General features: G+C 72.8%; 17 protein-coding genes. 6 read left to right on the top strand and 11 right to left on the bottom strand.

The window, feature by feature from the left end; genetic code table 11:
* Positions 1–88 precede the first annotated feature (88 nt).
* From ruvB to WMF36_RS37655, 5 genes are all read right to left on the bottom strand, one after another.
* Entirely contained in the window at positions 89–1,111 is a 1,023-nt protein-coding gene (ruvB, locus tag WMF36_RS37675) for a Holliday junction branch migration DNA helicase RuvB (protein WP_437575651.1), read from the bottom strand.
* An 83-nt stretch (positions 1,112–1,194) separates the two neighbouring features.
* Complete coding sequence (locus WMF36_RS37670; RefSeq protein ID WP_437575650.1) at positions 1,195–3,114, bottom strand: sensor histidine kinase; 1,920 nt, start codon at positions 3,112–3,114, stop codon at positions 1,195–1,197.
* Positions 3,111–4,679, bottom strand: coding sequence for a sensor histidine kinase (locus tag WMF36_RS37665; protein WP_437575649.1), 1,569 nt, complete (start codon positions 4,677–4,679; stop codon positions 3,111–3,113). Before WMF36_RS37665 ends, WMF36_RS37670 begins: the two co-directional genes overlap by 4 nt.
* A 77-nt stretch (positions 4,680–4,756) precedes the next feature.
* Positions 4,757–5,332: a GNAT family N-acetyltransferase gene (locus tag WMF36_RS37660; RefSeq protein ID WP_437481169.1), complete on the bottom strand. Its 576-nt coding sequence runs from the start codon at positions 5,330–5,332 to the stop codon at positions 4,757–4,759.
* Between the two features lie 4 nt (positions 5,333–5,336).
* Positions 5,337–8,063: a serine/threonine protein kinase gene (locus WMF36_RS37655; RefSeq protein WP_437575648.1), complete on the bottom strand. Its 2,727-nt coding sequence runs from the start codon at positions 8,061–8,063 to the stop codon at positions 5,337–5,339.
* 637 nt (positions 8,064–8,700) lie between these two features.
* On the opposite strand from WMF36_RS37655, the gene WMF36_RS37650 reads away from it, so the two are divergent.
* From WMF36_RS37650 to WMF36_RS37635, 4 genes are all read left to right on the top strand, one after another.
* Positions 8,701–9,039 carry a P-II family nitrogen regulator gene (locus tag WMF36_RS37650; RefSeq protein WP_012239819.1) on the top strand — a complete coding sequence of 113 codons (339 nt, stop codon included), beginning with the start codon at positions 8,701–8,703 and terminating at the stop codon, positions 9,037–9,039.
* A 141-nt stretch (positions 9,040–9,180) separates the two neighbouring features.
* Positions 9,181–10,587: a type I glutamate--ammonia ligase gene (gene glnA / locus WMF36_RS37645; RefSeq protein ID WP_437575647.1), complete on the top strand. Its 1,407-nt coding sequence runs from the start codon at positions 9,181–9,183 to the stop codon at positions 10,585–10,587.
* 342 nt (positions 10,588–10,929) lie between these two features.
* Entirely contained in the window at positions 10,930–12,015 is a 1,086-nt protein-coding gene (locus WMF36_RS37640) for a serine/threonine-protein kinase (protein ID WP_437575646.1), read from the top strand.
* Between the two features lie 182 nt (positions 12,016–12,197).
* A complete protein-coding gene (locus tag WMF36_RS37635; protein ID WP_437575645.1) occupies positions 12,198–12,545 on the top strand; it encodes a hypothetical protein in 348 nt (115 codons plus the stop codon).
* A 104-nt stretch (positions 12,546–12,649) separates the two neighbouring features.
* Here WMF36_RS37635 and WMF36_RS37630 read toward each other — a convergent pair whose 3' ends face one another.
* Entirely contained in the window at positions 12,650–14,356 is a 1,707-nt protein-coding gene (locus WMF36_RS37630; protein WP_437575644.1) for a permease, read from the bottom strand.
* 264 nt (positions 14,357–14,620) lie between these two features.
* Positions 14,621–15,073: a Fur family transcriptional regulator gene (locus tag WMF36_RS37625; RefSeq protein ID WP_437575643.1), complete on the bottom strand. Its 453-nt coding sequence runs from the start codon at positions 15,071–15,073 to the stop codon at positions 14,621–14,623.
* A gap of 346 nt (positions 15,074–15,419) precedes the next feature.
* Between WMF36_RS37625 and WMF36_RS37620 the strand changes: the two genes are divergently transcribed.
* Positions 15,420–15,824: a hypothetical protein gene (locus WMF36_RS37620; RefSeq protein ID WP_437575642.1), complete on the top strand. Its 405-nt coding sequence runs from the start codon at positions 15,420–15,422 to the stop codon at positions 15,822–15,824.
* A 16-nt stretch (positions 15,825–15,840) separates the two neighbouring features.
* Complete coding sequence (locus tag WMF36_RS37615; protein WP_437575641.1) at positions 15,841–16,755, top strand: zinc metalloprotease; 915 nt, start codon at positions 15,841–15,843, stop codon at positions 16,753–16,755.
* Positions 16,756–16,841: 86 nt separating this feature from the next.
* Here the strand turns inward: WMF36_RS37615 and WMF36_RS37610 are convergent, their stop codons facing one another.
* The 4 genes from WMF36_RS37610 to WMF36_RS37595 form a co-directional block, all read right to left on the bottom strand.
* On the bottom strand, positions 16,842–17,609 hold the full coding sequence (locus tag WMF36_RS37610; protein ID WP_437575640.1) for a hypothetical protein: 768 nt from the start codon (positions 17,607–17,609) through the stop codon (positions 16,842–16,844).
* Between the two features lie 385 nt (positions 17,610–17,994).
* On the bottom strand, positions 17,995–18,831 hold the full coding sequence (locus tag WMF36_RS37605; RefSeq protein ID WP_437575639.1) for a type II CAAX prenyl endopeptidase Rce1 family protein: 837 nt from the start codon (positions 18,829–18,831) through the stop codon (positions 17,995–17,997).
* Positions 18,813–19,973: a peptidase MA family metallohydrolase gene (locus tag WMF36_RS37600; protein ID WP_437575638.1), complete on the bottom strand. Its 1,161-nt coding sequence runs from the start codon at positions 19,971–19,973 to the stop codon at positions 18,813–18,815. The genes WMF36_RS37605 and WMF36_RS37600 overlap by 19 nt, the downstream gene beginning before the upstream one ends.
* Complete coding sequence (locus WMF36_RS37595) at positions 19,970–20,887, bottom strand: hypothetical protein (protein ID WP_437575637.1); 918 nt, start codon at positions 20,885–20,887, stop codon at positions 19,970–19,972. Before WMF36_RS37595 ends, WMF36_RS37600 begins: the two co-directional genes overlap by 4 nt.
* Between the last annotated feature and the right edge of the window lies 1 nt (position 20,888).

Below are 20,888 nucleotides of genomic sequence, written 5' to 3'. Positions count from 1 at the left end.
GGGTCACGGCGCAATCCCGGAGCGCGATCACGAAACATCGCGGGCGGCGCGTGGCGGCGCGGCGCACCGGGGCGCCACGCGGCGTGGGTCAAGAGAAGAGATCCCCCTGCTTCGCCGCCGGATCCGCGAGGCCCAGGTGCTCGTACGCGCGGCGGGTCGCGACCCTGCCCCGCGGCGTGCGGCCGAGGAAGCCCTGCTGCAGCAGGAACGGTTCGTACACGTCCTCGATCGTGTCGCGCGGCTCACTGAGCGCCGCGGCCAGGGTGTCGACGCCCACGGGGCCGCCGTCGTAGTGATCGATGATGACGCGCAGCAGCCTGCGATCCATCTCGTCGAGGCCGGCCGCGTCGATCTCGAGCCGCTCCGCGGTCTTCCGCGTGATCGCCATGGTGATCGCGCCGTCGCCGAGCACCTCGGCGAAGTCGCGGACCCGGCGCAGGAGGCGGTTGGCGACGCGCGGGGTGCCCCGCGCGCGCGCCGCGATCTCGCGCGCTCCCCCGGCGTCGATCGGCACGTTGATCAGGCCGGCGCTGCGCTGCACGATGCGCTCGAGCTCCTCGACGGGGTAGAAATCGAGGCGGACGACGTGGCCGAAGCGCGACAGCAACGGCGCGGTGAGCAGCCCGGTGCGGGTCGTCGCGCCGACCAGCGTGAACGGCTTCAGCGCGAGCTGGATCGTCGTCGCATACGGGCCGTCGCCCGTCATGATGTCGATCTGGAACGACTCGATCGCGGGATAGAGGCTCTCCTCGACCGCCGGCGTGAGCCGGTGGATCTCGTCGATGAAGAGCACGTCGTTGCGCTCCAGCTTGGTCAGCAGCCCGGCCAGCGCGCCCTTGTGCTCGATCGCCGGCCCGCTCGTGACGTGGAGGGTGACGCCCATCTCGCGGGCGAGGATGTGGGCGAGCGTGGTCTTGCCGAGCCCGGGCGGACCGCAGAAGAGCATGTGGTCCAGCGGCTCGCGCCGCCGGCGCGCGGCCTCGACGAAGACCTTCAGGTTCTCCGTGTGCTTGGTCTGGCCGACGTACTCCGCGAGCGAGGCAGGCCGGAAGAGGCGGTCGAAGCGATCGTCGTCGCCTGTCTCGGCAGGAGAGAGCGCCCGTTCAGGCATGCCCCGGGAGTACCGCGGGCAGAGGGCGAAGGGAAGCGATCCTGCGCGCCGGTGACCCGTGATCCGCGCGGCTGCGGGCGAGGTCAGCCGAGCGCGGGGACCGATGAGAGGCGGGGGCGACGCGGGGGCGGGACGCGCGGCAGCCGAGCGCGGCAGAGCGGGCGGCCGTCCGGGGCGCCGTCCACCTCGAGCGAGCCGCCGTGGAGCTCGATCACCGAGCGCGCATGGCTGAGGCCGAGGGTCAGACCGCGGCCGCGCGCCGTGGTCTGCCGGCTGAACAACGCCTCCAGCTCGTCGGGCGGCACGTCGCGGCTGCCGTACTCGATGTCGATGCGGACCTCGCTGTTGAACTCGCCGGCCATCGTCGCGGTGAGGCGCACGAGGCGCGCGGACGGGTCGGCCGCGCCGGTCCTGAGCGCGTGCGCCACGATGACGGCGATCGCGCGCGTCACGTACGCTTGATCGACCGGGATCAGCGGCAGCGTGTCGCCGACCTCCACGACGACCTCCCCGTCGGCGTCGCTCGCGAGCTCGCGCGCCTTGCGGAGAGCGCCGGCGATGAGCGCGCCGACCGACGTCGGCTGGGGCTCGAGCGTGAGCTGCCCGGCCTCGACGCGCGCGGCGTCGAGGATCGACTCGATCAGGCCGAGGAGCTCCCGGCCGCGCGTCGAGATGAGCTCCAGGCTCTCGCGCTGCGCGGCGGTCAGGTCCTCCTGGCCCACGAGCTCGGCGAACCCGAGGATCGCGTTCAGCGGGCTCTTGAGATCGTGGCTCACGCTCGCGAACAGGAGGCCGCGCATGCGCTGCGCCGCCTCGCGGGCCTCGAGCGCGCGCTCCTGCGCCGCGGCGAAGACGCGGAAGCGCTCGGCGAGATCCTCGATGGCGTGCCCGAGCCGAGCGACGACGGCGAACCGGGCGGGGCGCGCGATCTGCGTGCCGCCGCGGAGCACGCTGTCCGTGCCGAGCAGGCGCACCTGCTTCGTGGCGTGCACAAGATCGGCCGCGAGGACGCGGCCGAACAGGTTGCCGAGCGCCCCGGCGACCAGCACCGCGAGCAGCGCGACGAGCGCGCCCCAGATCGCGGCGGAGGGCTCGAGATCCGCCGAGAACCGGATGTTGACGCAGCCGCCGTCGAGCGGCGTGATCACGGCGATCTGCCCGTCGGCCTCGCGGCCGAAGGAGGGCTCCGCGCCCACGCAGTTGGGCTCCACGCGCGCGAGGAACCCGAACTCCGCCGCGGAGGCCACGACGTCGTTGCGATGGGCCTCGGCGATGGCCCCGAGCGACGGGTCGAGCGCCGTGCGCGCGATGAGCCCCGCGGTCGTGCGCCGGCTCCGCTCGATGAACGTCTGGAGGTGCGCGTTCGCGATGAGCACCGCCCCGACGCCGACGAGCAGCACCGGCGCGGCGACGGCCAGGAGCAGCTTGTAGGTGACCCGCCGGCGCGGCGTCTGGTAAAGCTCGGCCGTCTCGAGCAAGGCGCCGATCGCCTCGGCTGGGCTGATCTCGAAGAGGCTGAACGTGGTGGCGCGCGTCAGCACGTAGTGCGGGATCGCGGACGCGCTGAGGATCGTGATCGCGAGGATGAGCAGGCTGACCGCGCGGCCGTCGTCGAGCTTCTCCGGCCTGATCCCCGGGATCATCGTGAGGCTCGAGATCGTCGAGCTCGCCAGCACGAAGCGCAGCGCCAGCGACGGCGGCAGCTCGGCGAACCGCTCGAGCTCCTCGTGATCGATGTCGCGCGAGCCGATCATGAGCGAGCGCAGCAGGTCCCGGTGCGTGCGCAGCCGGAGCAGCGTCAGCAGCGTGGTCGCGAAGATCGCGGCGAGGGCGATCTTCGCGCCGACCGAGAGCACGCTCGCGGCGACGTCCTGCTCCAGGATGAGCAGCTTCGGCGCGAGCGCCGCGATCGCCCCGAACGCGGCGACGCCGACCAGCGCCTGGCGGACGAGCACGCGCCGCGCGAAGTGGATCGCGTCGTCCCTCATGCGCTCTTCGTTCATGCGATCCTCCCTCCTCCTGCTGGGCGGCCGCCGCCTGGCTCGCTCACGGGCGGCGCCGCCGCGTCGGGCGCGGGCTGGACCGGAGCGGGCGCGGGGGGCGGGACCACCCAGATCGGCAGGGTGATCGTGAAGGTCGAGCCCCGCCCGAGCTCGCTGTCCAGCTGGATCGTCCCGCCGTGCATCAGGACGAGGCGCCGCGCGATCGAGAGCCCGAGCCCCGTCCCGGCCCGGCGAGAGCGCACGTCGCCGGTCTGCCGGTACTCCTCGAAGACCGCCGACGTCTCCTCCGGCGGGATTCCGGGGCCGGTGTCCTGGACGACGATCGCGGCGTAGCGGCCGCGCGCGGCGATGTGCACGCTCACCGAGCCGCGCGCCGTGAACTTGACGGCGTTCGAGACGAGGTTCGTCAGGATCTGCCGCACCCTCCGCGGATCGGCGTGCGCGAGGAGGCCGTGGTCCCCGGTGACGCGCAGCTGGATGGGCTTGTCGCGCGCCGCCGCGGACGCCTCCCGCATCACCTGATCGACGAGGACGCGGAGGTTGACGGCGCGGCGGGAGAGCTGGAGCTTGCCCGTCTCGAGCGCCGACAGATCGAGGATGTCGTCGATGAGCGTGCGCAGGTGCTCGCCGCTCTGCCGGATGACGGACAGCGCCTCGCGCGCGTCCTGACTGAGCGGCCCGTCGACCTCGCTCTCGAGGACGTGCGCGAACCCGAGGATGGCGTTGAGCGGCGTGCGCAGCTCGTGGCTGAGCCCCGCGAGGAACGCCGAGCGCTCGCGGTCCATCGCGGAGGCCTGCTGGAGGTCCGCCCGGTAGGTGCGCTCCGCCGCGGCGAAGCGGGTGATCAGCAGGTTGAAGGCCGCCGTCAGGAGCCCCACCTGGTCCAGCGATCGGATCGGCACCGGCTCGATCTGGATCAGATCCGTGCTCGACGCGCTCTGGCCCTGGCCGCGCGCCATCGCCGTGATGCGCTCGCGCAGGTAGTCGACGTCGTCGCGCGCCGCCTTGGTGAACGAGAGCGCGACCGCGACCGCCACGCCGAGCAGCAGCGTCGTGAGCGCCGCGACGGCGTTGCCGAGGGCGATCGAGTCGGGCGGCGGGCTCGGCGCGGAGACGAAGGTGATCACCGAGAGGTGGGACAGCGGCGGGCGGAGCGGGCGCGCCGAGAACCGGACGCGGCCGAGCGAGGTCACCGCCTCGCCCTTGCCCTGCGTGAGCATCTGGAAGATGTCGGCCTTGGCCGGCGCGCCGAAGCTCTCGTTGACCAGCACGTGGCCGCTGTGCTCGACGAGCAGGATCTCCGACCCGGCCCGCCGCGCCGCCTGCCCGAGGAGCTCGGTCCGCTCCGCGTCGGCGGTCCCCGGGAGCCGCGCCGACAGCGTCGCGGCCAGCACCTCCGCGCGCAGGCTCGCGGCCTGATCGCTCATCTTGGCGAGCTGGCGGATACCGATCAGCGCGATCGCCACGGCCGTGGCGATCGCTACGACGATCACGATCGCGGGCGCGAGCGGCACGAGCGGCATCGTGCCGCGAGGCCAGCGGATGAGGCGACGACGGCGAGCCACGGCGAAGGCAGGATGCTAGCGCGCTTCGGGCGGCGTACGGGCCGCCTCGGGCGCCAGAGCGCTGGGGACGGCGCGCCTCACCTGGGATCGGTCGCCAGGAGCGCGAAGACGGAGTGGTCGAGCCAGCGGCCGTCGCACCACTCGGCCTGGCGGGCGATGCCCTCGAAGCGGAAGCCGAGCCGGCCGATGACCGCGAGGGAGGCGTGGTTGTCCGTCGCGGCCGCGACCCGCACCCGGTGCGCGCCCATGTGGCCGAACGCGAACCCGAGCGCGGCCTGCGCGGCCTCGGTCATGAGGCCGCGTCCGGTCGCCTCCTTGCGCAGCCAGTACCCGAGCTCGCAGGAGCGGTGCAGGTGCACGCACGACTCGAGCCCGACCACCCCGGCGAGCGAGCGGTGCGCGCGCTCGCGGATGACGAAGCGCAGCGCCCTGCCGTGATCCCAGTCGGCGGCGCACGCCTCGGCGAAGCGCACGCTCGCGGCCGGATCCGTGTGGAACTGCACCCAGGGCAGCCAGCGCTGGAGGGTTGCGCGCGAGCCGCTGACCGCGAGCCAGAGCTCGGGGCCGTCGGACGGGTCGATCGGCACGAGGATCAGCCGCTCGGTCTCGATGGGACGGGCGCGGACCTCGCTTCGAGGTGGGAGGATGAGCATGGGGTCACCGGCACTGGATGCGAGCGGCGTAGGGCTCGAGATGACCCGCCTCGTAGTCAAGCCAGGCGACATACCACTCTCCAGGCCTCGCGCCGGGGCTGATCGAAGGCGCCGGCTGATCGCCGCTGACGCGGGCGAACCTCGTGGGCGTGCCGATGCCGTCGCGGTTGATCGATGCGGTCAGCATGCGGCCCTGCTCGAACCAGACGAGCTGGGCCTGACCGCTCGGCGCGATCGCGACCGCCGGGCGCGCGCCGGCCTTCGAGAACCGCTTGCGCCAGAGCGGCTGGCCCTTGGCCGGATCGATGTAGGCGGCCGAGGCGCCCCCGATCGGCGCCTCGCCGTGCCAGACGACGAAGCAGCCGCCCGTGCCGCAGGCGAGCGAGGGGTTGTCGCTCCGGGCGCGATCGCTGTTCACGAGCGAAAGATCGCCGAGCGCGCGGTCGGCGCGCTTGCCGGGGGCGGCCGGCGGGAGCCCCTTGTCGGCGCTCGCGAGCGGGAGGCGCATGTACTGGATGACCCGCATCGGCTCGCGATCGAAGCGGAAGGCGAGGTGCATCACGTCGTCGGTCACCGCGATCGAGGGGAAGCGGACGCGCGGCTTCGAGGGGCCCGTCGGGGTGACGTCCGTCAGCCGGATGATCTCGCCGACCGGATCGAGGTTCGGAGAGAGGCGGCGCATGAAGAGGTCCTCGGACGCGCTGTCGCCGTCGTCCGACCACGCGATCGAGAACCCCTCGGAGGCGCGCGCGAGCGAGGGCCAGGAGTTCCCTCCCCGAGGGAAGCGGGCGACCATCATCGCGGGCCCGTCGATCCGGCCGCTGGCGTCGAGCCAGCGCACGTGCACGCCGGCCTCCGGCCCCTTGCCGTCCCAGTACGTGAGCACCAGCCGATCGCCGGCGGTGGTCAGCTCGGGGCGCCCGATGGCGCGGCCCTCGGGCGTCACGTCGAGCGCCGGCGACGACGGCCGCATCGCGCTGTCGAGCACCGCCGTGTAGGCGTGCTCGCTGCCCTCGTGCGAGTCCGTCCAGGTGACCACCGCGCCGCGCGGCCCGAGCGTGATCGAGGGCCGGCTGGCGCCGATGGCGCGGCCGCCCTCGCGCACGAGATCGTGCGTGCGCGGCCGCGCGAGCCCGGTGAGCTGGCAGGGGGCCTTGCCGCTCGCGTCCTTCATGGCGACCTGCACGTGCTCGATCAGGGTCCGAGGCACGGGGTGGTTGCCCTTCTCCTGAGCGTCCCTCAGCTGCCGGAGCGCGGCCTTGAGATCGCCCGCGGCGAGCGACTCCTGCGCCTGCGCGACGAGCGGCGGCCACGGCAGGCCGGGCGGCTCGGCCTGGGCGTCGGCGCGCGCCGGCACGGCGGTCGGCGCGGACGACGACGGCGCGCTGATGGCCGGCGGCGGCGGCGCGCTGCTCGACGAGACGGGCGGCAGGGCCGTTGGCTTGAGGAACTGGAGGTAGCCCGCGTACGCGGCGCCCGCGGCGAGCACGAGCACGCCGAAGACGACGAGCGCGCGACCGGCGCCGCCGCGCCTCGGCGGCGAGCGCTGCGCGAGCGGATCGGGGACCGAGGCGTCGCCCGGGCCTCCGGAGAACGAGATCTGCTGCCCCGCGCCCTGGCTCACGCGCCCGGCCAGCGCGCCGCCGTGCGGGCCCGAGAGGTCGAGCCCGCCGAACGGGTCGCCCCCGCGCTCCGCCGGGCCCGAGGGGACGGTGCGCCGCGCTTCGTTGGGGGTCACACGGACGACCCCCGGCGGATCGAACGTCACGTCGGCCGGCGGAGCGCCGCCCGTCGGGAGGAGCCCTGCCTGTGACGGCTCCGCGCCGCGCGGGGGCGTCGGCTGCGCGACGCCGAGCGCGACCGAGAGCTCGTCGGCGAACTCCCTCGCGGTCTGGAAGCGGCGATCGATCGAGCGATCGAGCGCCTTCTCGAACCACACGGTGAAGCTCGGCGGCAGGTCCGGGCGGAGCGCCGCGGGCTGCGGCAGCGGCGCGTTCGCGATCTGCGCGAACGTCATCGCGACGCCCTGCTCGGTCTGCCAGACGGTGCGGCCGGTGAGGCACTCGTAGGTGATGCAACCGAGCGCCCAGAGGTCGGCGCGGTGGTCGACCGCCCCCTGGCCTCGCACCTGCTCCGGGCTCATGTACGCCGGCGTTCCGAACACCGCGCCCTCGCGGGTGAGGCGCGCCTGCGCGTCGCCGCCGTCGACGGGCGCGTAGAACTTCGCGAGCCCGAAATCGAGGATCTTCGCGCAGAGCCGGCCCTCCTCGTCCTTCGTGAGGAAGATGTTCTCCGGCTTGAGGTCGCGGTGGACGATCGAGGAGGCGTGCGCCTTGGTGAGCCCTCGACACACCTGGGACACCACCGTGACGGTGGTCTCGGGGTCGAGGTACCTGACGACCGTCATGCGCTCGTACAGCGACTCGCCTTCCAGGAGCTCGAGCACCAGGAAGGGCCGCCCGTCGTCGAGCTTGCCGGAGTCGTAGACGTCGCAGATGAACGGGCTGCGGATCGACGCGGCGGCACGGGCTTCACGGAGGAAGCGCTCGACCACGACGGCCGAGGTCGTCAGCTCCTGTGCGAGCACCTTGATCGCGACGCGCTTGCCGATGTCGATGTGCTCGGCCTCGTACACGGCGGCCATGCCACCGCGTCCGATCTCGCGTGTGATGCGGTATTTTCCGGCGAGGACCGTGCCTACCGGGATCTTCGCTTTGTTCGGCAAAGCCATCAGGCAGGGCGGTCCCGCGACTGGATTCGCCAGCGGAGACTATTCGAGCCGCGTCGCAAGAACAAGGCGAGCGCGGCATGACCCGTCAGGAGGCGGGATCCACCCCTCGGGGGCGCCGTGGAGGCGAGCTCAGCCGTCCCCGGACGGAGCCGGGAGGCGGATCCACGTCGGCCGGCCATGGAGGAGGCGTGCCCCACCCCCCCCGGCGCCGCCGCGATGGGAGCGGGCGCGCTCTCCTCCCAGGAGCTCCCGGGAGGGATTGAAAAACGTAAGCGGGATCCGATTTTCTGATGCCGGAACCACTTTTCTCACGCACGCATGATGCGCGAAACATTCCGGAAACATGAGCTTGGGTACACCAGCCTGGACCTCCGGTCGCTGCGCCGGCGCCCGGGGTAGAGGGTCGTCCATCCAGCTCTGCTGGATGGGGGCCTGAGTCTGTTGACAAGCGTCGGGGCAATGCTCGGGAGGCCGAGAGGACCCCGTCACGGATCGGAGGCCGGGCGGCGCCCGGCACATCGACGGGAGGCCGCCGGCGGAAGCGACCCCCCTTTACCGGCTCTGCTCCGGCGGGGCTTTTCGGGTGAGCGCCCGGGTTTTTAACCTGGCGGGCATCCGGTCACCACAGGCGTGCGCAATGAAAAAGGTCGAGGCGATCATCAAGCCGTTCAAGCTCGACGAGGTCAAGGACGCCCTCGCCGAGGTCGGGATTCAGGGCATGACGGTGACCGAGGTAAAGGGCTTCGGTCGGACCGGTGGCAAGAAGGAGGTCTATCGAGGGTCGGCGTATGTCGTCGACTTCGTCCCGAAGGTGAAGGTCGACATCGTCGTGCCGGACAGCATGGTCAGCGACGTGATCGACGCCATCGAGAAGAGCGCCAAGACGGGTCGGATCGGCGACGGCAAGATCTTCGTCGTCCCCGTCGAGGAAGCCGTGCGGATCCGCACGGGAGAGCGCGGCGAGGACGCCATCTAGGCGAGCCGCGGGCAGAGCGTCACAGGGCAATCGCGGCGGGTCGCAGGCTCGACACCCCAGGCAGCTAGCAGCGAGCACGAGCCCGCGCGCCGTAGAGTCACATACAGCGAGAGCAGCGAGTCAGCGAGGTAAGAGAAGATCATGAAGGCGAAAGATGTCGTCGCGTTTGCGAAGGAAAACGACGTAAAGTTTGTCGATCTCAAGTTCATCGATCTGCCCGGCATCTGGCAGCACACGACCGTCCCGGTGTCCCGTCTGAACGAGGACATCTTCGAGGAGGGGATCGGCTTCGACGGCTCCTCCGTGCGCGGATGGCAGCCGATCAACGCGAGCGACATGCTGATGACGCCCGATGCGTCGACGGCGAAGCTCGACCCGTTCCACGCCCAGAAGACGCTCAGCATGATCTGCAAGATCAGCGATCCCGTGACCGGCCAGCCCTACGGGCGCGACCCGCGTTACATCGCCCAGAAGGCGGAGAACCACCTCCGCGCGAGCGGCATCGCTGACACGACCTACTTCGGGCCCGAGGCCGAGTTCTTCGTCTTCGACTCGGTTCGCTACGAGAGCTCGCAGCGCGGCGCGTTCTACGAGATCGACAGCGAGGAGGCAGTCTGGAACACCGGCAAGGCCGGCCTCGGCCACAAGATCCGGTCGAAGGAGGGCTACTTCCCCGTTCCGCCGACCGACACGCTCTCGGATCTGCGCGCGGACATGATGTCCACGCTCATCGAGACCGGCATCGGAGTCGAGGTCGGCCACCACGAGGTGGCGTCGGCCGGGCAGTGCGAGATCGGCATCAAGTTCTCGACGCTGACCGCGATGGCCGACAACCTCATGTGGTTCAAGTACGTCATCAAGAACGTCGGCCGCAAGCACGGCAAGTCGGTGACGTTCATGCCGAAGCCCGTCTTCGGCGACAACGGCAGCGGCATGCACTGCCACCAGTCGCTCTGGAAGGAGGGCAAGCCGCTCTTCGCCGGCGACGGCTATGCCGGGCTGTCCGACATGGGCCTCTGGTACATCGGCGGCATCCTGAAGCACGCGAAGGCGATCGCCGCGCTCACCAACCCGACGACGAACAGCTATCGCCGGCTCGTCCCGGGCTACGAGGCGCCCGTGAACCTCGCGTACTCGAGCCGCAACCGCTCGGCGTCGATCCGCATCCCGCTGCCGCCCGGCAACAGCCCGAAGGGCCGCCGCATCGAGGTCCGCTTCCCGGACGCGAGCTGCAATCCGTACCTCGCCTTCGCGGCCATGATGATGGCCGGCCTCGACGGCGTCCAGAACCGGATCGACCCGGGCGACCCGCTCGACAAGGACATCTACGCGCTCTCGCCCGAGGAGCTCAAGGAAGTGCCGCACATGCCGGGCTCGCTCGACGAGGCGCTCTCCTGCCTCGAGCGCGATCACGAGTTCCTGCTCCGCGGCGATGTCTTCACCCGCGACATCCTCAAGACCTGGATCGACTACAAGCGCGAGCGCGAGGTCGACGCGATCCGGCTCCGCCCGGTCCCGCACGAGTTCTTCCTCTACTACGACGTCTGATCCTCCCCACCCCCGAGGCAGCGCAGGGCCCGGCGCACGGGAAAATTGCGCTGTGACCCTCGCTGCCCGCTCTCTTCCTCGCTCGCTGTCCTGTTGGTCGAGCGCCGCTGACGCCGAGACGAGGCGTCGCGGCGCCTCGAAATCCAGGGTTTCTCCGCCCTGCGCTGCGGCCCTCGGGGCGCAAAGTGGGCTGTCATTCCCTCGCCTCGCGAACTTTGGGTCCCCGCTGGACCTGGCGGCGCCGCGGTACCGCTCGTCCATGCGCCGGGGTATCCTCCGACCCGTCTCTGATGTGGGTCCGGGGGTAAGACACCCTCGTCCCCGGGACACCTCGGCGCAGCAGTGAACCCCGGCGATCTCATCCAGTCTCGCTACCGGCTCGTGAAGATCCTGGGCCGAGGCGCCAGCGGGTCGGTGTGGGCCGCGAAGAACGAGCTCATCGACCGTGACGTGGCGCTCAAGGTGATGCGCCCCGAGGTGGCCGAGGACGCCGTCGCGCTCCAGCGCTTCTTCAACGAGGCGAAGGCGAGCGGGCGCGTGCGGAGCCCCAGCATCGTCGAGATCCTCGATCTCGGTCAGGCGGAGGACGGCTCGCCGTTCCTCGTGCTCGAGCTGCTCGTCGGCGAGGGGCTCGACGAGTGGCTGCGGCGCGAGCACACGATCGAGCCGGAGACGCTGGTCGAGATCTTCATCGGCCTCGCGCGGGCGCTCGACATGGCCCATCAGCAGGGGATCATCCACCGCGACCTGAAGCCCGCGAACCTCTACGTGCACCGCAACCACCTGGGTGAGCTCGTGGGGAAGATCCTCGATTTCGGGATCAGCAAGGTGCTGGAGAAGGAGCACAACTTCGCGCTGACCCATACGGGCTGCGTCGTCGGCTCGCCGGCCTACATGTCGCCCGAGCAGGCCGCGGGGCGCGAGGACCTGGACGGCCGCGCCGACCTCTGGTCGCTGGGCGTCGTCCTGCACGAGGCGTTGACCGGGACGCTCCCGCACGAGGCGCCGAACTACAACGCGCTCATGGTCCGCATCCTGAGCAAGGACTGCGATCCGATCGCCTCGCGCAAGCCGGGGCTCCCGCCGCGCCTCTGCCGCATCGTCGACGCCTGCCTGCAGCGCGAGCGCGACGATCGGATCGCCTCGGCGGGCGTGCTCGCGAAGGAGCTCGATGCCGTGCTCCGCGAGCTGCGCGCCGCGCGCTTCCGGGGACAGAAGGGGCGGCGCGCCTCGGACTTCGTGCTGGGCGACAAGCTCAGCCTCGCACCGGAGAGCGCCGCGATGCGCGGCGGCGGCGCGGCGGGGACGCTGGGGCGGCTCGTGCAGCACGGAAGGCGGCTGCCGCCGGCCATGCTCGTCGCGGCGGGGCTCGGGGTCGTGGTCTGGGCGATGGTGCTCGTGCTCCTCGGCAGGTACTGGAGCCGCTGAGCGACGAGGCTCGGCGGCGCGCTCGTCCCACCCCAGCGGCTCGCCTCTGCGCTCCTCGAACGCGGCCCGCAAGACCACGGAGGACGGCTGCTTGCGGCGGTGGGCATCGGTGCCCCATGTTGTTTCTCCTGGGGCTGCCATGCGCGCTCGCGGCGGGCATTTCCCGGAAAGGACGCAACTCGATGGACAATCACCGTACCCACGAAGCGCACGCTCATGTTCACGGGCAGGGATGTGGACATCAGGCGCTGAGGCACGAGGGCCACGTCGATTACCTGCACGACGGGCACCTGCATCACCCGCACGGCGATCACTTCGACGAGCACGTGCTCCCGGTCGGCAACGACAACCCCGACGCGTGCACGCCGAGCCACGCCTGCGCGGATCACGCGAAGGCGCACACGCACGGGGAAGGCTGCGGCCACCAGGCCGTGCCCCACGGCGATCATTTCGATTACCTCGTCGGCGGGCACCTCCACCACCCGCACGGCGATCACTGCGATCATCACGGCGCGGTCCAGCTCGGATGATCGCCGCGCCGCGCCGGATGCGCGGCGCGTGAGGGCGGCGCGCGAGGGCCGGCCGCGACCGGCGAGCGGTGTCTCGTGGAACGAGCGGGGCGGAGCGCTCCGCGTCAGGCGCGCGGCGCGCTGGTGCCGGTGGGGGGCGCGTGCGCGCCGTGACCGCCCAGGGCGTCGTGTGCAGCGCAGCGATGCGCGTGCGCATCCCGCGCGTACGGCTCCGCCGGGCTGGGCGCAGGGGCGCCGCCGGTGCCGAGCATGTGGCCGAACCACGCGCGCGGTCCGAGCCTCGTGAAGCTCCAGAGCAGGAGCGCGCCGAGCGCTGCCGCGCAGACCCACTCGACGGGGGCGTGCTCGTCGGATGCGAGGTCGTGGAGGTCCGGGACCACGGCGCCGGGGACGAGCGCGTTCGCGACGAGGCCGACCACGACGGCGAAGGCGACGCTGAAGAGCGCGAAGGCGGCGGCGGCGCGCGCGCCGAGCGACCGCTTCAGCATGGCGAGCACTGCGACGCTGGTCGCGGGCCCCACCAGGAGGAATGCGACCGCCGCGCCGACCGAGAACCCCTTGTGGATCATCACGGCGGCGAGCGGCGCCGCGCCTTGCGCGCACATGTAGACCGGCGCCGCGATGAGGGCGCTCACCACGATGTCGGCCGGCGCGCCGAGCGCGCGCGCCGCGGCCGGCTCGATCGTCGCCTCGAGGACGGCGGCGAGCACGAGGCCGACGAGGTACCACGCGGCCACGCGATCGAGCGCAGGACCGGCGGCCTCGACGGCGGCCGCACGGAGCCGCGCGCCCGGCGAAGCGGCAACGCCCGAGGCGGGCGGCGCGCTGCGGCGCGGCGCCGTGCCGGGCGACCCGGCTACCCTGGCGACGAGGAGCGCGACCAGCATGGCGAGGAGCGCGCTGCCGGCGACGCGCACCGCGGTGAGCGGCAGGCCGAGCAGCCGCAGCGAGAGCAGCGCGGCGCCGCCGTGCGCCTGTCCGATCGCGTGACGCGGGAAGAACGCGTGCATGAGCCCCGCCGCAGCGAGCCCCGCGAGCACGGCGGGCGCCGTCTCGACGAACAGCGGGCCCAGCGACTCGGCCATCGACAGCTCGGACGCGTGGGCATGCGTGAAGAAGCTCTCCGGGCTGGGGAGCGCGAGCGCGACGCACAGGCCCGAGACGAAGGCGACGGCGCTCGCGGTCCGCGCCGTCCGGCTCCGGGGCGGCGCCTCGTGCGTGTGGACGACGAGCCGCAGCAGGACGCCGAGGCCGAACGCGACGAACACCTCGAACGATTCGTGGGGGAGGCTCTCCATGAGGCGCTGGCCGAGGAGGGCGCCGAGCAGCGTGAGCAGCCCGAGGAGACCGAGGCGCAGGGCGAGCTGCCGCCAGCCCCAGGCGGGCAGGAAGCGCGCGGCGAGGGATAGGCCCTCGGGGAGCCGGTGCACGAGGACGGCGCTCGCGAAGAGCACCCCGTCCGCGCCGCCGTCGGCCGCGGACGCGGCCAGCGCGAGCCCGGCGCCGTCGAGCAGCCCGTGCACGGCGAGCGCCGAGAACGCGATCTCCCGCCCCAGGACCTTGCCGGTGTCGCGCCGCCGGTGCTCGGTGAGCGAGAGCGCCACGTACCCGAGCGCCGTCCAGAGGACCGCCTGCGCCCCGATCTCCTCGACCGCGTGCGGGAGGTGGCGCGCGAGGACCAGGGCGGGGACGAGGCCGAGCGTCAGCCCGTCGAGCGCTGACGTCGGCAGCGCCCGGCGCCGGCCGAGCGCCACGAGGAGCGGCCCCGTGGCGAGGCCGGCGATCGACAAGGCGACGACGAGCGCGAGCATGGGCCGGTGGGCTATGCCCGAGCCACGGACCCTAATCAACATCAAATTGGTGTTGCAATCGAGGTGCGAACAACGACCGCGTTCCCGCGGGGCGACGCGTCTTCGCGCGGCTCAGAGGGACCTGCGGTTCGGGGGGCCCGCGGCACAGGCCGGTCCGCGGCACAGGCGGCTCGCGGCTCCGGTGGCCCAGCGGCTCAGGGCTGCCGCGCTGCGCCGGTGGCCCAGCGGCTCAGGGCTGCCGCGCTGCGCCGGTGGCCCCGCGGCTCAGGGCTGAACGCACCGGTCGCAGCGACCCTTGATCTGGATCTGGAGGCCCTTGCGGCGCAGCGCACGGGGGGCGCCGCGCGCCGCCTTGATCTCGATGCTCTCGTCGGGGAGGCAGAGCACGTCCCCGCACGTGTCGCACATGAAGTGCGGGTGCTCGTTCGTCGCGTGGTCGCCGGTGCCCTCGCGCAGCTCGAACCGCCAGAGGTGGTCGCCCATGTCGGTGCGGCTCACGAGCCCCGCGTTCGTGAGATCGATCAGGTTCCGGTAGATGGTGGCGCGATCCCACCCCTTGGGGGCGAGCTCGGCCGCGAGCTCGGCGTGGCTGACGGGCGTCCGCGTGCGGCCGAGGCTCTGCAGCACGGCGATGCGCGGCGAGGTGGCTCGCAGGCCGGTCGCCCGGATCTGCTCGCGGAGCTGCTCCGCGGACTGACCTGCTTTCGAACGCGCCATGCGAGACATCTACCGTCGCCAGGACAGTACTGCAATCAGGATGCACGGAGCTCGCCGGCCGCGCACCCCGGGACGGCCGCGGGGGTAAGTGAGATCGCTCGACCGCCGCCGCCTCCTCGCCGCGCCGGCCGTCGCGCGGCGAGGCCGCCGCCGAGCGCCCTCCGGGCCGGTAGGAGCTCGCCGCTCTCCCGCCCGGACCACGGGCACGCGTGCGCCGCGCGGCCCGGAGCGCGCCGGCGCAGCGAGCGCGGCCGTCGGGCTACGCTGAGTAATGTGGCAGATGGCGAGTTGGACAACCCTCGTGCGCCTCGATTCGAGCGTGGCTCAAACTGCACAGGCCAGGCGGATGAACGTCGATACGGCGTTCCTCAGAGGGCTTCTCGAAACCTGGATGAGCCCCTCGAGCCTGCTTCTGAATACGCAGAGGACATGGAAAACGGGCGGAACGGCCAGCGTCCTGGTCGTTATCTGGTCTCGAGTCGAGGGCCGCTCGGCCAGCGTCGATCTCGCCGTGTGCTCCATAATGGAGCGATCGCTCCATGTTGGAGCAGCCGGCGTGTCGGCTCCGCGCACGCCGTTGCGCCGCGTCATCGCGGCGCGCGCCCCGAGGCACCGGCTGGCGTTCGACGAGATGACGCAAGACGACCAAGACGTGGAATCTAACCTTGTCGTCTTGAGTGGAATCAGCCCTTTTGGAATTGAACTGATTGTCAACGTGGATATATATTCCTGCTTCCTTTGCGGGGCCTGAACCAAGGAGAATGTCTATGCGAGCTCGGACGTGTGCGGAGGTACTTGCCTTAGTCTTGATCGCTGCCTTGAGTGCCGCCGCGTGCAACGGCGACCCGTCGACCCCGGCGGAGGAGGAAGAACCGGTCGTCGCCGACGTCGATCCCGAGCAGGTGGAGGCGGCCCCGGCTCCGCTGCGGCGCAGCTGCGCGACCGTCGAGCTGAGCGAGGTTGAACGGGACACCGTCGACCGGTTCGTTCGCAGCAGGGCGGCGGTCGGGTTCACCGCGCAGACGGACGTCGAGATCCCCGTGCACGTCCACGTCATCAACAAGGGAACGAGCACCTCGAACGGCAACGTGCCCCAGGCCAGGATCGAGGAGCAGATCGACGTGCTCAACGACGCTTACGCGACCACCCGCTTCCGCTTCGTTCTGGCCTCGGTGGACCGGACGACGAACGCGACCTGGTACACCATGAAGCTCGGCTCCGCGGCCGAGCGGCAAGCCAAGTCGGCGCTTCGCATCGGTGGTCCCGACCACCTCAACCTCTACACGGCCAACCCGAGCGGCGGTCTACTCGGCTGGGCGACGTTCCCCTCGAGCTACACGGCCAACCCGGGCGACGACGGCGTCGTCCTGCTCCACTCCTCGTTGCCCGGCGGCGCCGCGGCGCCGTACAACGAGGGAGATACGGGGACGCATGAGGTCGGTCACTGGCTCGGCCTCTACCACACCTTCCAGGGCGGCTGCAGCAAGACCGGTGACGGGGTCGACGACACGTCGGCTGAGCGCAGCGCCGCGTACGGTTGCCCGATGAGCCGGGACACCTGCAGGGGCGACGGGTTCGACCCGATTCAGAACTTCATGGATTATACCGACGACGCCTGCATGGATTCGTTCACTGCGGGGCAGGTCGATCGCATGTCGGCGTTCTGGGATACATATCGTTGATCGGGAGATGATGTGGGGGCGCAGCCGGCGAGCGGCGGGCAACTCCGCCGCTCGCCAGCCGGCGAGACGCGTCCGTCAGACGACGATCACATCGACTTGACCTGCGCCCGGCGCTCGAAGCTCCGGCTCTCGGCGAGGATGCGAGGCGCGGGCTCGGCCTGCGGCGGGGCCGCGCTCGAGTCCCCGTCGCCCTGCGCGAGGCGCTGCTGACGACGGGTGCCGGCCTGGACGCCGAAGTACACGCCGAGGAACGTCACGAGGCCCCAGCCGAGCAGGGCGACGGCGACGAGGCCGGTCTGGCGAGCGGCGTCGCTCCCGAGCTGGCTCATCTCCTCCATCGGCGCCGACAGCTTGCTCACCTCCTGCATCGGCTCGCGCAGCGTCGCGACCTGCTCCATCGGCTGCTTCAGCCCGGCGACGTCGCGCATCGGAGCGTTCAGCGCGGCGACGTCGCGCATCGGAGCGTTCAGCGCCGCGACGTCCTCGAGCGGGCCGCGGATGCCCGCGAGGCTCTCGTTCATTGCGGCGATCGTGGCCTTCATCTCGCTCAGCCGGTCCATCGACTGCTCGAGGCTCGCGGTCTCGCGCAGGCTCCGCTGCATCGCGTCCATCGACCCCTTGAGCTCGGCCAGCCGCTCCATCGCCTCCTGCATCTCGGCGACCTTCTCCATCGGCTGGCGCAGGTCGGCCAGCCGATCGAGGCTCTCCTGCGACTCGCGCAGCGCCTGATTCGAATCCTCGATCGTCGACCGCGTGCGCCTCATCTCCTCGGTGGTCGCCTGGATGGAGCGCGTGTTCGTGTCGACCATCGTCGCCATGCCGCAGCCCGTCGACGCGAGAACGAGCAACGTCACCGGCGCAATCCGACGGATCCTTTCCCAATGCATATGCGATCGTTGATTCCTCGAAGGCATTGCGTCAACGTGCATTTGACGCGGTGCGCTGAAATATGACATAGCCGTGTCCGGGGGGTGAGGCGCTGTGGGATGCAGCGCGTGTCACGCCCGCGCTGCGCGGCGCGTCCTCGCACGGCGCTGTGAAATGCCGGTGTCGATCCGGCGGACGTTGGCGCGCCGACTGCCGGAGGCTGGAAGGGCGAAACCGAGTGCGCGGCGGGGAGAGGAGCGCAACGCCCCCAGCGCCGCTGTCCGGAGCTTCAACGCAGGCGAGGGGCATCTCATGCCGGCACGGCGGCGCGTCAGGGAGCGCCCCGCGGCGGCCGCGCGCGGGCGAGGGCGCTCACCGCGCCGGTCGGCCAGGACGGGACGCGCCGGCGCGGAGGACGAGCGCGGCGAGGGCCGCGAGCGCGGCGGCGGCGAGCCAGGCTGGCGGGCCGAAGGCCCGGGTCCCGGCGGCGAGGGCGCCGTCGACCCACGTGACGTCGAGCAGGGAGCCGCGCAGGCCCGCGCCCGCGAACGCGATGAAGCTCGCGTGGGCGGCGATGGGCGCGAGCGCGCCGCGGCCGCGCAGGAAGAGCGCCGCAGCGAGCGCGCCGAGCGCGGACGCGAGGGCGAAGCTCGACGCGGTCGCGCCCGGCGCGAGCCCGAGGGCGGCGCCGTGCGCGAGGACGGAGAAGGCGAACGCGTGGCGGCTCGAGACGCCGGCGCGCGCCGCGGCGGCGAACGGAATGCCCGTGAGCAGGAGCTCGTCGCGGACGGCGAGGGCGATGGCGCGCGCCACGGCGAAACCGAAGCTCGCCGAGGGCTCCCCGGCGTCGACGGTCGCCCAGCCGACGACCACGGAGACGCCGAGCGTCAGCAGCACGGCGAGCGCGCCCAGCGCCGCGCCGAGCCCGACGCGGCGGGCGATGCGCGCGCGGTGGCCCGGACCCTCCGGCTCCAGCGGGTCGGTCCACGGAACGCCCGCCCGCGACGCGACAAGGTCGGCGACGACGGCGCCGGCGAGCGCCGCCGCGAGCGGGCTCGACGACAGGAGCACGGAGACGATCTGCAGGGCCGCGGCGAGGCCGATGAGCCAGGCCGCGCCGAGCGCGAGCTCGAGCAGCCGGCGCTGCGGCCCCGGGCGATCAGGCCGGGGACGGCCTCCCTCCGCGGCGTTCAGTGGAGCGTGTGCCACTGGCCGTTGTGCTCCACCTTCGGGACGTCCGTGTCGCCGTCCGCCTCGCTGCGATGACGGGCGCCCAGGGTGGCCACGAGCTGGGCCGTGGATGGGCGCGCGGTCCGCTGGCGCATCTCCGCCGCCTCGTGCGCGGCGCGGAGCCGCCGGCGCGGCGCGGGAGGCGGCGGCGACCTCCGGGCGCGGAACCGACGCACGGCCAGCCTGCCCGCCACGAGCAGCCCGATCACCAGCAGCGAGCCCGCCAGCACCGGGACGAAGCCGTAGCGGCGCGCGACGTCGGCACGCCACGCGAGCTCGATCTCGCGGCCGGTCGAGGCGTACGCGGCCTCGAGCGCGCCCGCGAGCGGGGAGCCGGCGCGCACCTGATCCAGGGCGCGCGCGAAGAGCGGACGGCGCTCGCCCTCGACGAGGAAGCGGACGACGTCGGCCGACTGCGCGTGCGCCAGGGATCCGGCCGTGCCGCCGGCGCCCGGCAGGTTCGCCTCGAGCTCGTCGAGCGGGAGGAGGCCCCCCCTCAGCGTGGCGACGGAGAGCCTCTGCGCGCGGCGAGCGACGCCGTCGCCGGCCGCGTGAGCGGCGAACCCCTCGTGAAACCAGCGCGGGATCAGGGCGCCGGCCGTCGCCTCGTCGAGGGCGAGGTGCGCGAGCGCGTGACAGAAGGCGCTCTCGAGATCGGGCGCCGCGACGCCGAGCCGCGGAGCGTCGCTCAGGACGGCGAGCCGGAGCGCGCCGAAGGAGACAGCGGTCGCGGGGCCCGCGATGCCCCCGGGGATGAGGCCGTCGAGCTCGGCAAGGGAGGCCGCGATCCGGACCTTCACCGGAGCGACAAGCGCCTCGCGGCCGAGCAGGGCGCTGAGCTCGGCGCGGACGGCGTCGGCACGGGCGATCAAGGGGCGGACGCGATCGCGGGTCGACGGGTGATAGGCAAACTCGATCCAGTCGAGATCCTGGGTGTGGTACTCCGGCGGGGGCGGCGGGACGGGGGCAGCGGCCCCGCCGTCGCCCGTCGCGGCGGGCGCGTCGTAGACGCGGGGCGCGGCGCCGGCGACGCGCCCGGGCGCGGCGACGAGCGCGAGGCACAGGAGCGCGGCGAGCCGCAGCCCCAACGCCGCCGAGCTGCGCCGGCAGGAGCGCGTCATGGAGCGATCCGACCCCGGAGGTGCACGGTCTCGCCGTCGCCCTCGCCCGTCTGGGCGAGCACGAGCACCACGATCCCGGTCGCGACGACGCCCGCGAGCGGACCCCAGAACCAGGGAGAGCTCCACATCGAGCGCCGCTCCGGCGAGCCCCGGTCAGCCCCAGGCGCCGTCAGGTCGACGCCCGCGCGAGGGCCCACCGGGCCGCGTTGCGACGGTGCGTGGGCGGGCGCGAGCGGCGCCGCGGCGCGACCGGTCGCGCCTGCCGGGCGCTCCTCCCCGGCGAGCAGCGCGCGGAGGGCCGCGCCCGCGCCCGGCCAGTCGAACGCCGCCCCGGCGGGGGCGGCCGCGCCCTCCGCGGCGCGCTGGACCGTCGCGCCGAGCTCGAGCGGCGCGTAGCTCGCGCCCGCGACCCGGAGCACGCGGGCCACGGGGTGGCCGTGCGCCGTCGTCACCGCCACGACGAGCGCCGCGCCCGCGCCCGCGCCGAGCGACGCGAGCAGGCCGCGCGCGACCGGCTCGGACTCGGCACGCCCGGCGGAGCGGCGCACCTCCGCGAGCTCCCTCACGGAAGCCGGCGCGTCGGGCCGCGGCGGATCGCCGGCGAGCACCTGCGCGGCCGCCTCGTCGATCGGCGGGCGTAGCGCGGGGTCGCGGTAGAGCGCGCGCGCGAGCGCTCGAGCGGCCTCGGCGCTCGCGTCGTCCACCGCCACCACGACGGCGCCGCGCAGGGCCGACCGGGGCGCGGCGGCGCTCGGCGGAGCGTCCGCCGCCGCCGCGCCGCGCTCGAGCGGATCGCGCGGAGCCTGCGCCGCGGCGGCGTCGCCGGGAGGCGGCTCCGCGGCCTGCACCGGCGCGGCCGCCAGCCCGAGCGCCAGCGCGACGAGGCCCGGGGCAGCCGGCGGACAGCGGGACATG

Source organism: Sorangium sp. So ce887, assembly GCF_051521455.1.
GTDB lineage: Bacteria > Myxococcota_A > Polyangia > Polyangiales > Polyangiaceae > Sorangium.
The sequence above is the reverse complement of the archived record's forward strand: the minus strand, read 5'-3'. Positions and strand labels throughout refer to the sequence as shown.

Bases quoted from the DNA above. Each gene is read 5' to 3' on its own strand.
- WMF36_RS37635 (WP_437575645.1), top strand. From the start codon at position 12,198: ATGGACAATCACCGTACCCACGAAGCGCACGCTCATGTTCACGGGCAG.
- WMF36_RS37595 (WP_437575637.1), bottom strand. From the start codon at position 20,887: ATGTCCCGCTGTCCGCCGGCTGCCCCGGGCCTCGTCGCGCTGGCGCTC.
- glnA (WP_437575647.1), top strand. From the start codon at position 9,181: ATGAAGGCGAAAGATGTCGTCGCGTTTGCGAAGGAAAACGACGTAAAG.
- ruvB (WP_437575651.1), bottom strand. From the start codon at position 1,111: ATGCCTGAACGGGCGCTCTCTCCTGCCGAGACAGGCGACGACGATCGC.
- WMF36_RS37660 (WP_437481169.1), bottom strand. From the start codon at position 5,332: ATGCTCATCCTCCCACCTCGAAGCGAGGTCCGCGCCCGTCCCATCGAG.
- WMF36_RS37650 (WP_012239819.1), top strand. From the start codon at position 8,701: ATGAAAAAGGTCGAGGCGATCATCAAGCCGTTCAAGCTCGACGAGGTC.
- WMF36_RS37670 (WP_437575650.1), bottom strand. From the start codon at position 3,114: ATGAACGAAGAGCGCATGAGGGACGACGCGATCCACTTCGCGCGGCGC.
- WMF36_RS37600 (WP_437575638.1), bottom strand. From the start codon at position 19,973: ATGACGCGCTCCTGCCGGCGCAGCTCGGCGGCGTTGGGGCTGCGGCTC.
- WMF36_RS37655 (WP_437575648.1), bottom strand. From the start codon at position 8,063: ATGGCTTTGCCGAACAAAGCGAAGATCCCGGTAGGCACGGTCCTCGCC.
- WMF36_RS37615 (WP_437575641.1), top strand. From the start codon at position 15,841: ATGCGAGCTCGGACGTGTGCGGAGGTACTTGCCTTAGTCTTGATCGCT.
- WMF36_RS37630 (WP_437575644.1), bottom strand. From the start codon at position 14,356: ATGCTCGCGCTCGTCGTCGCCTTGTCGATCGCCGGCCTCGCCACGGGG.
- WMF36_RS37620 (WP_437575642.1), top strand. From the start codon at position 15,420: ATGAACGTCGATACGGCGTTCCTCAGAGGGCTTCTCGAAACCTGGATG.
- WMF36_RS37625 (WP_437575643.1), bottom strand. From the start codon at position 15,073: ATGGCGCGTTCGAAAGCAGGTCAGTCCGCGGAGCAGCTCCGCGAGCAG.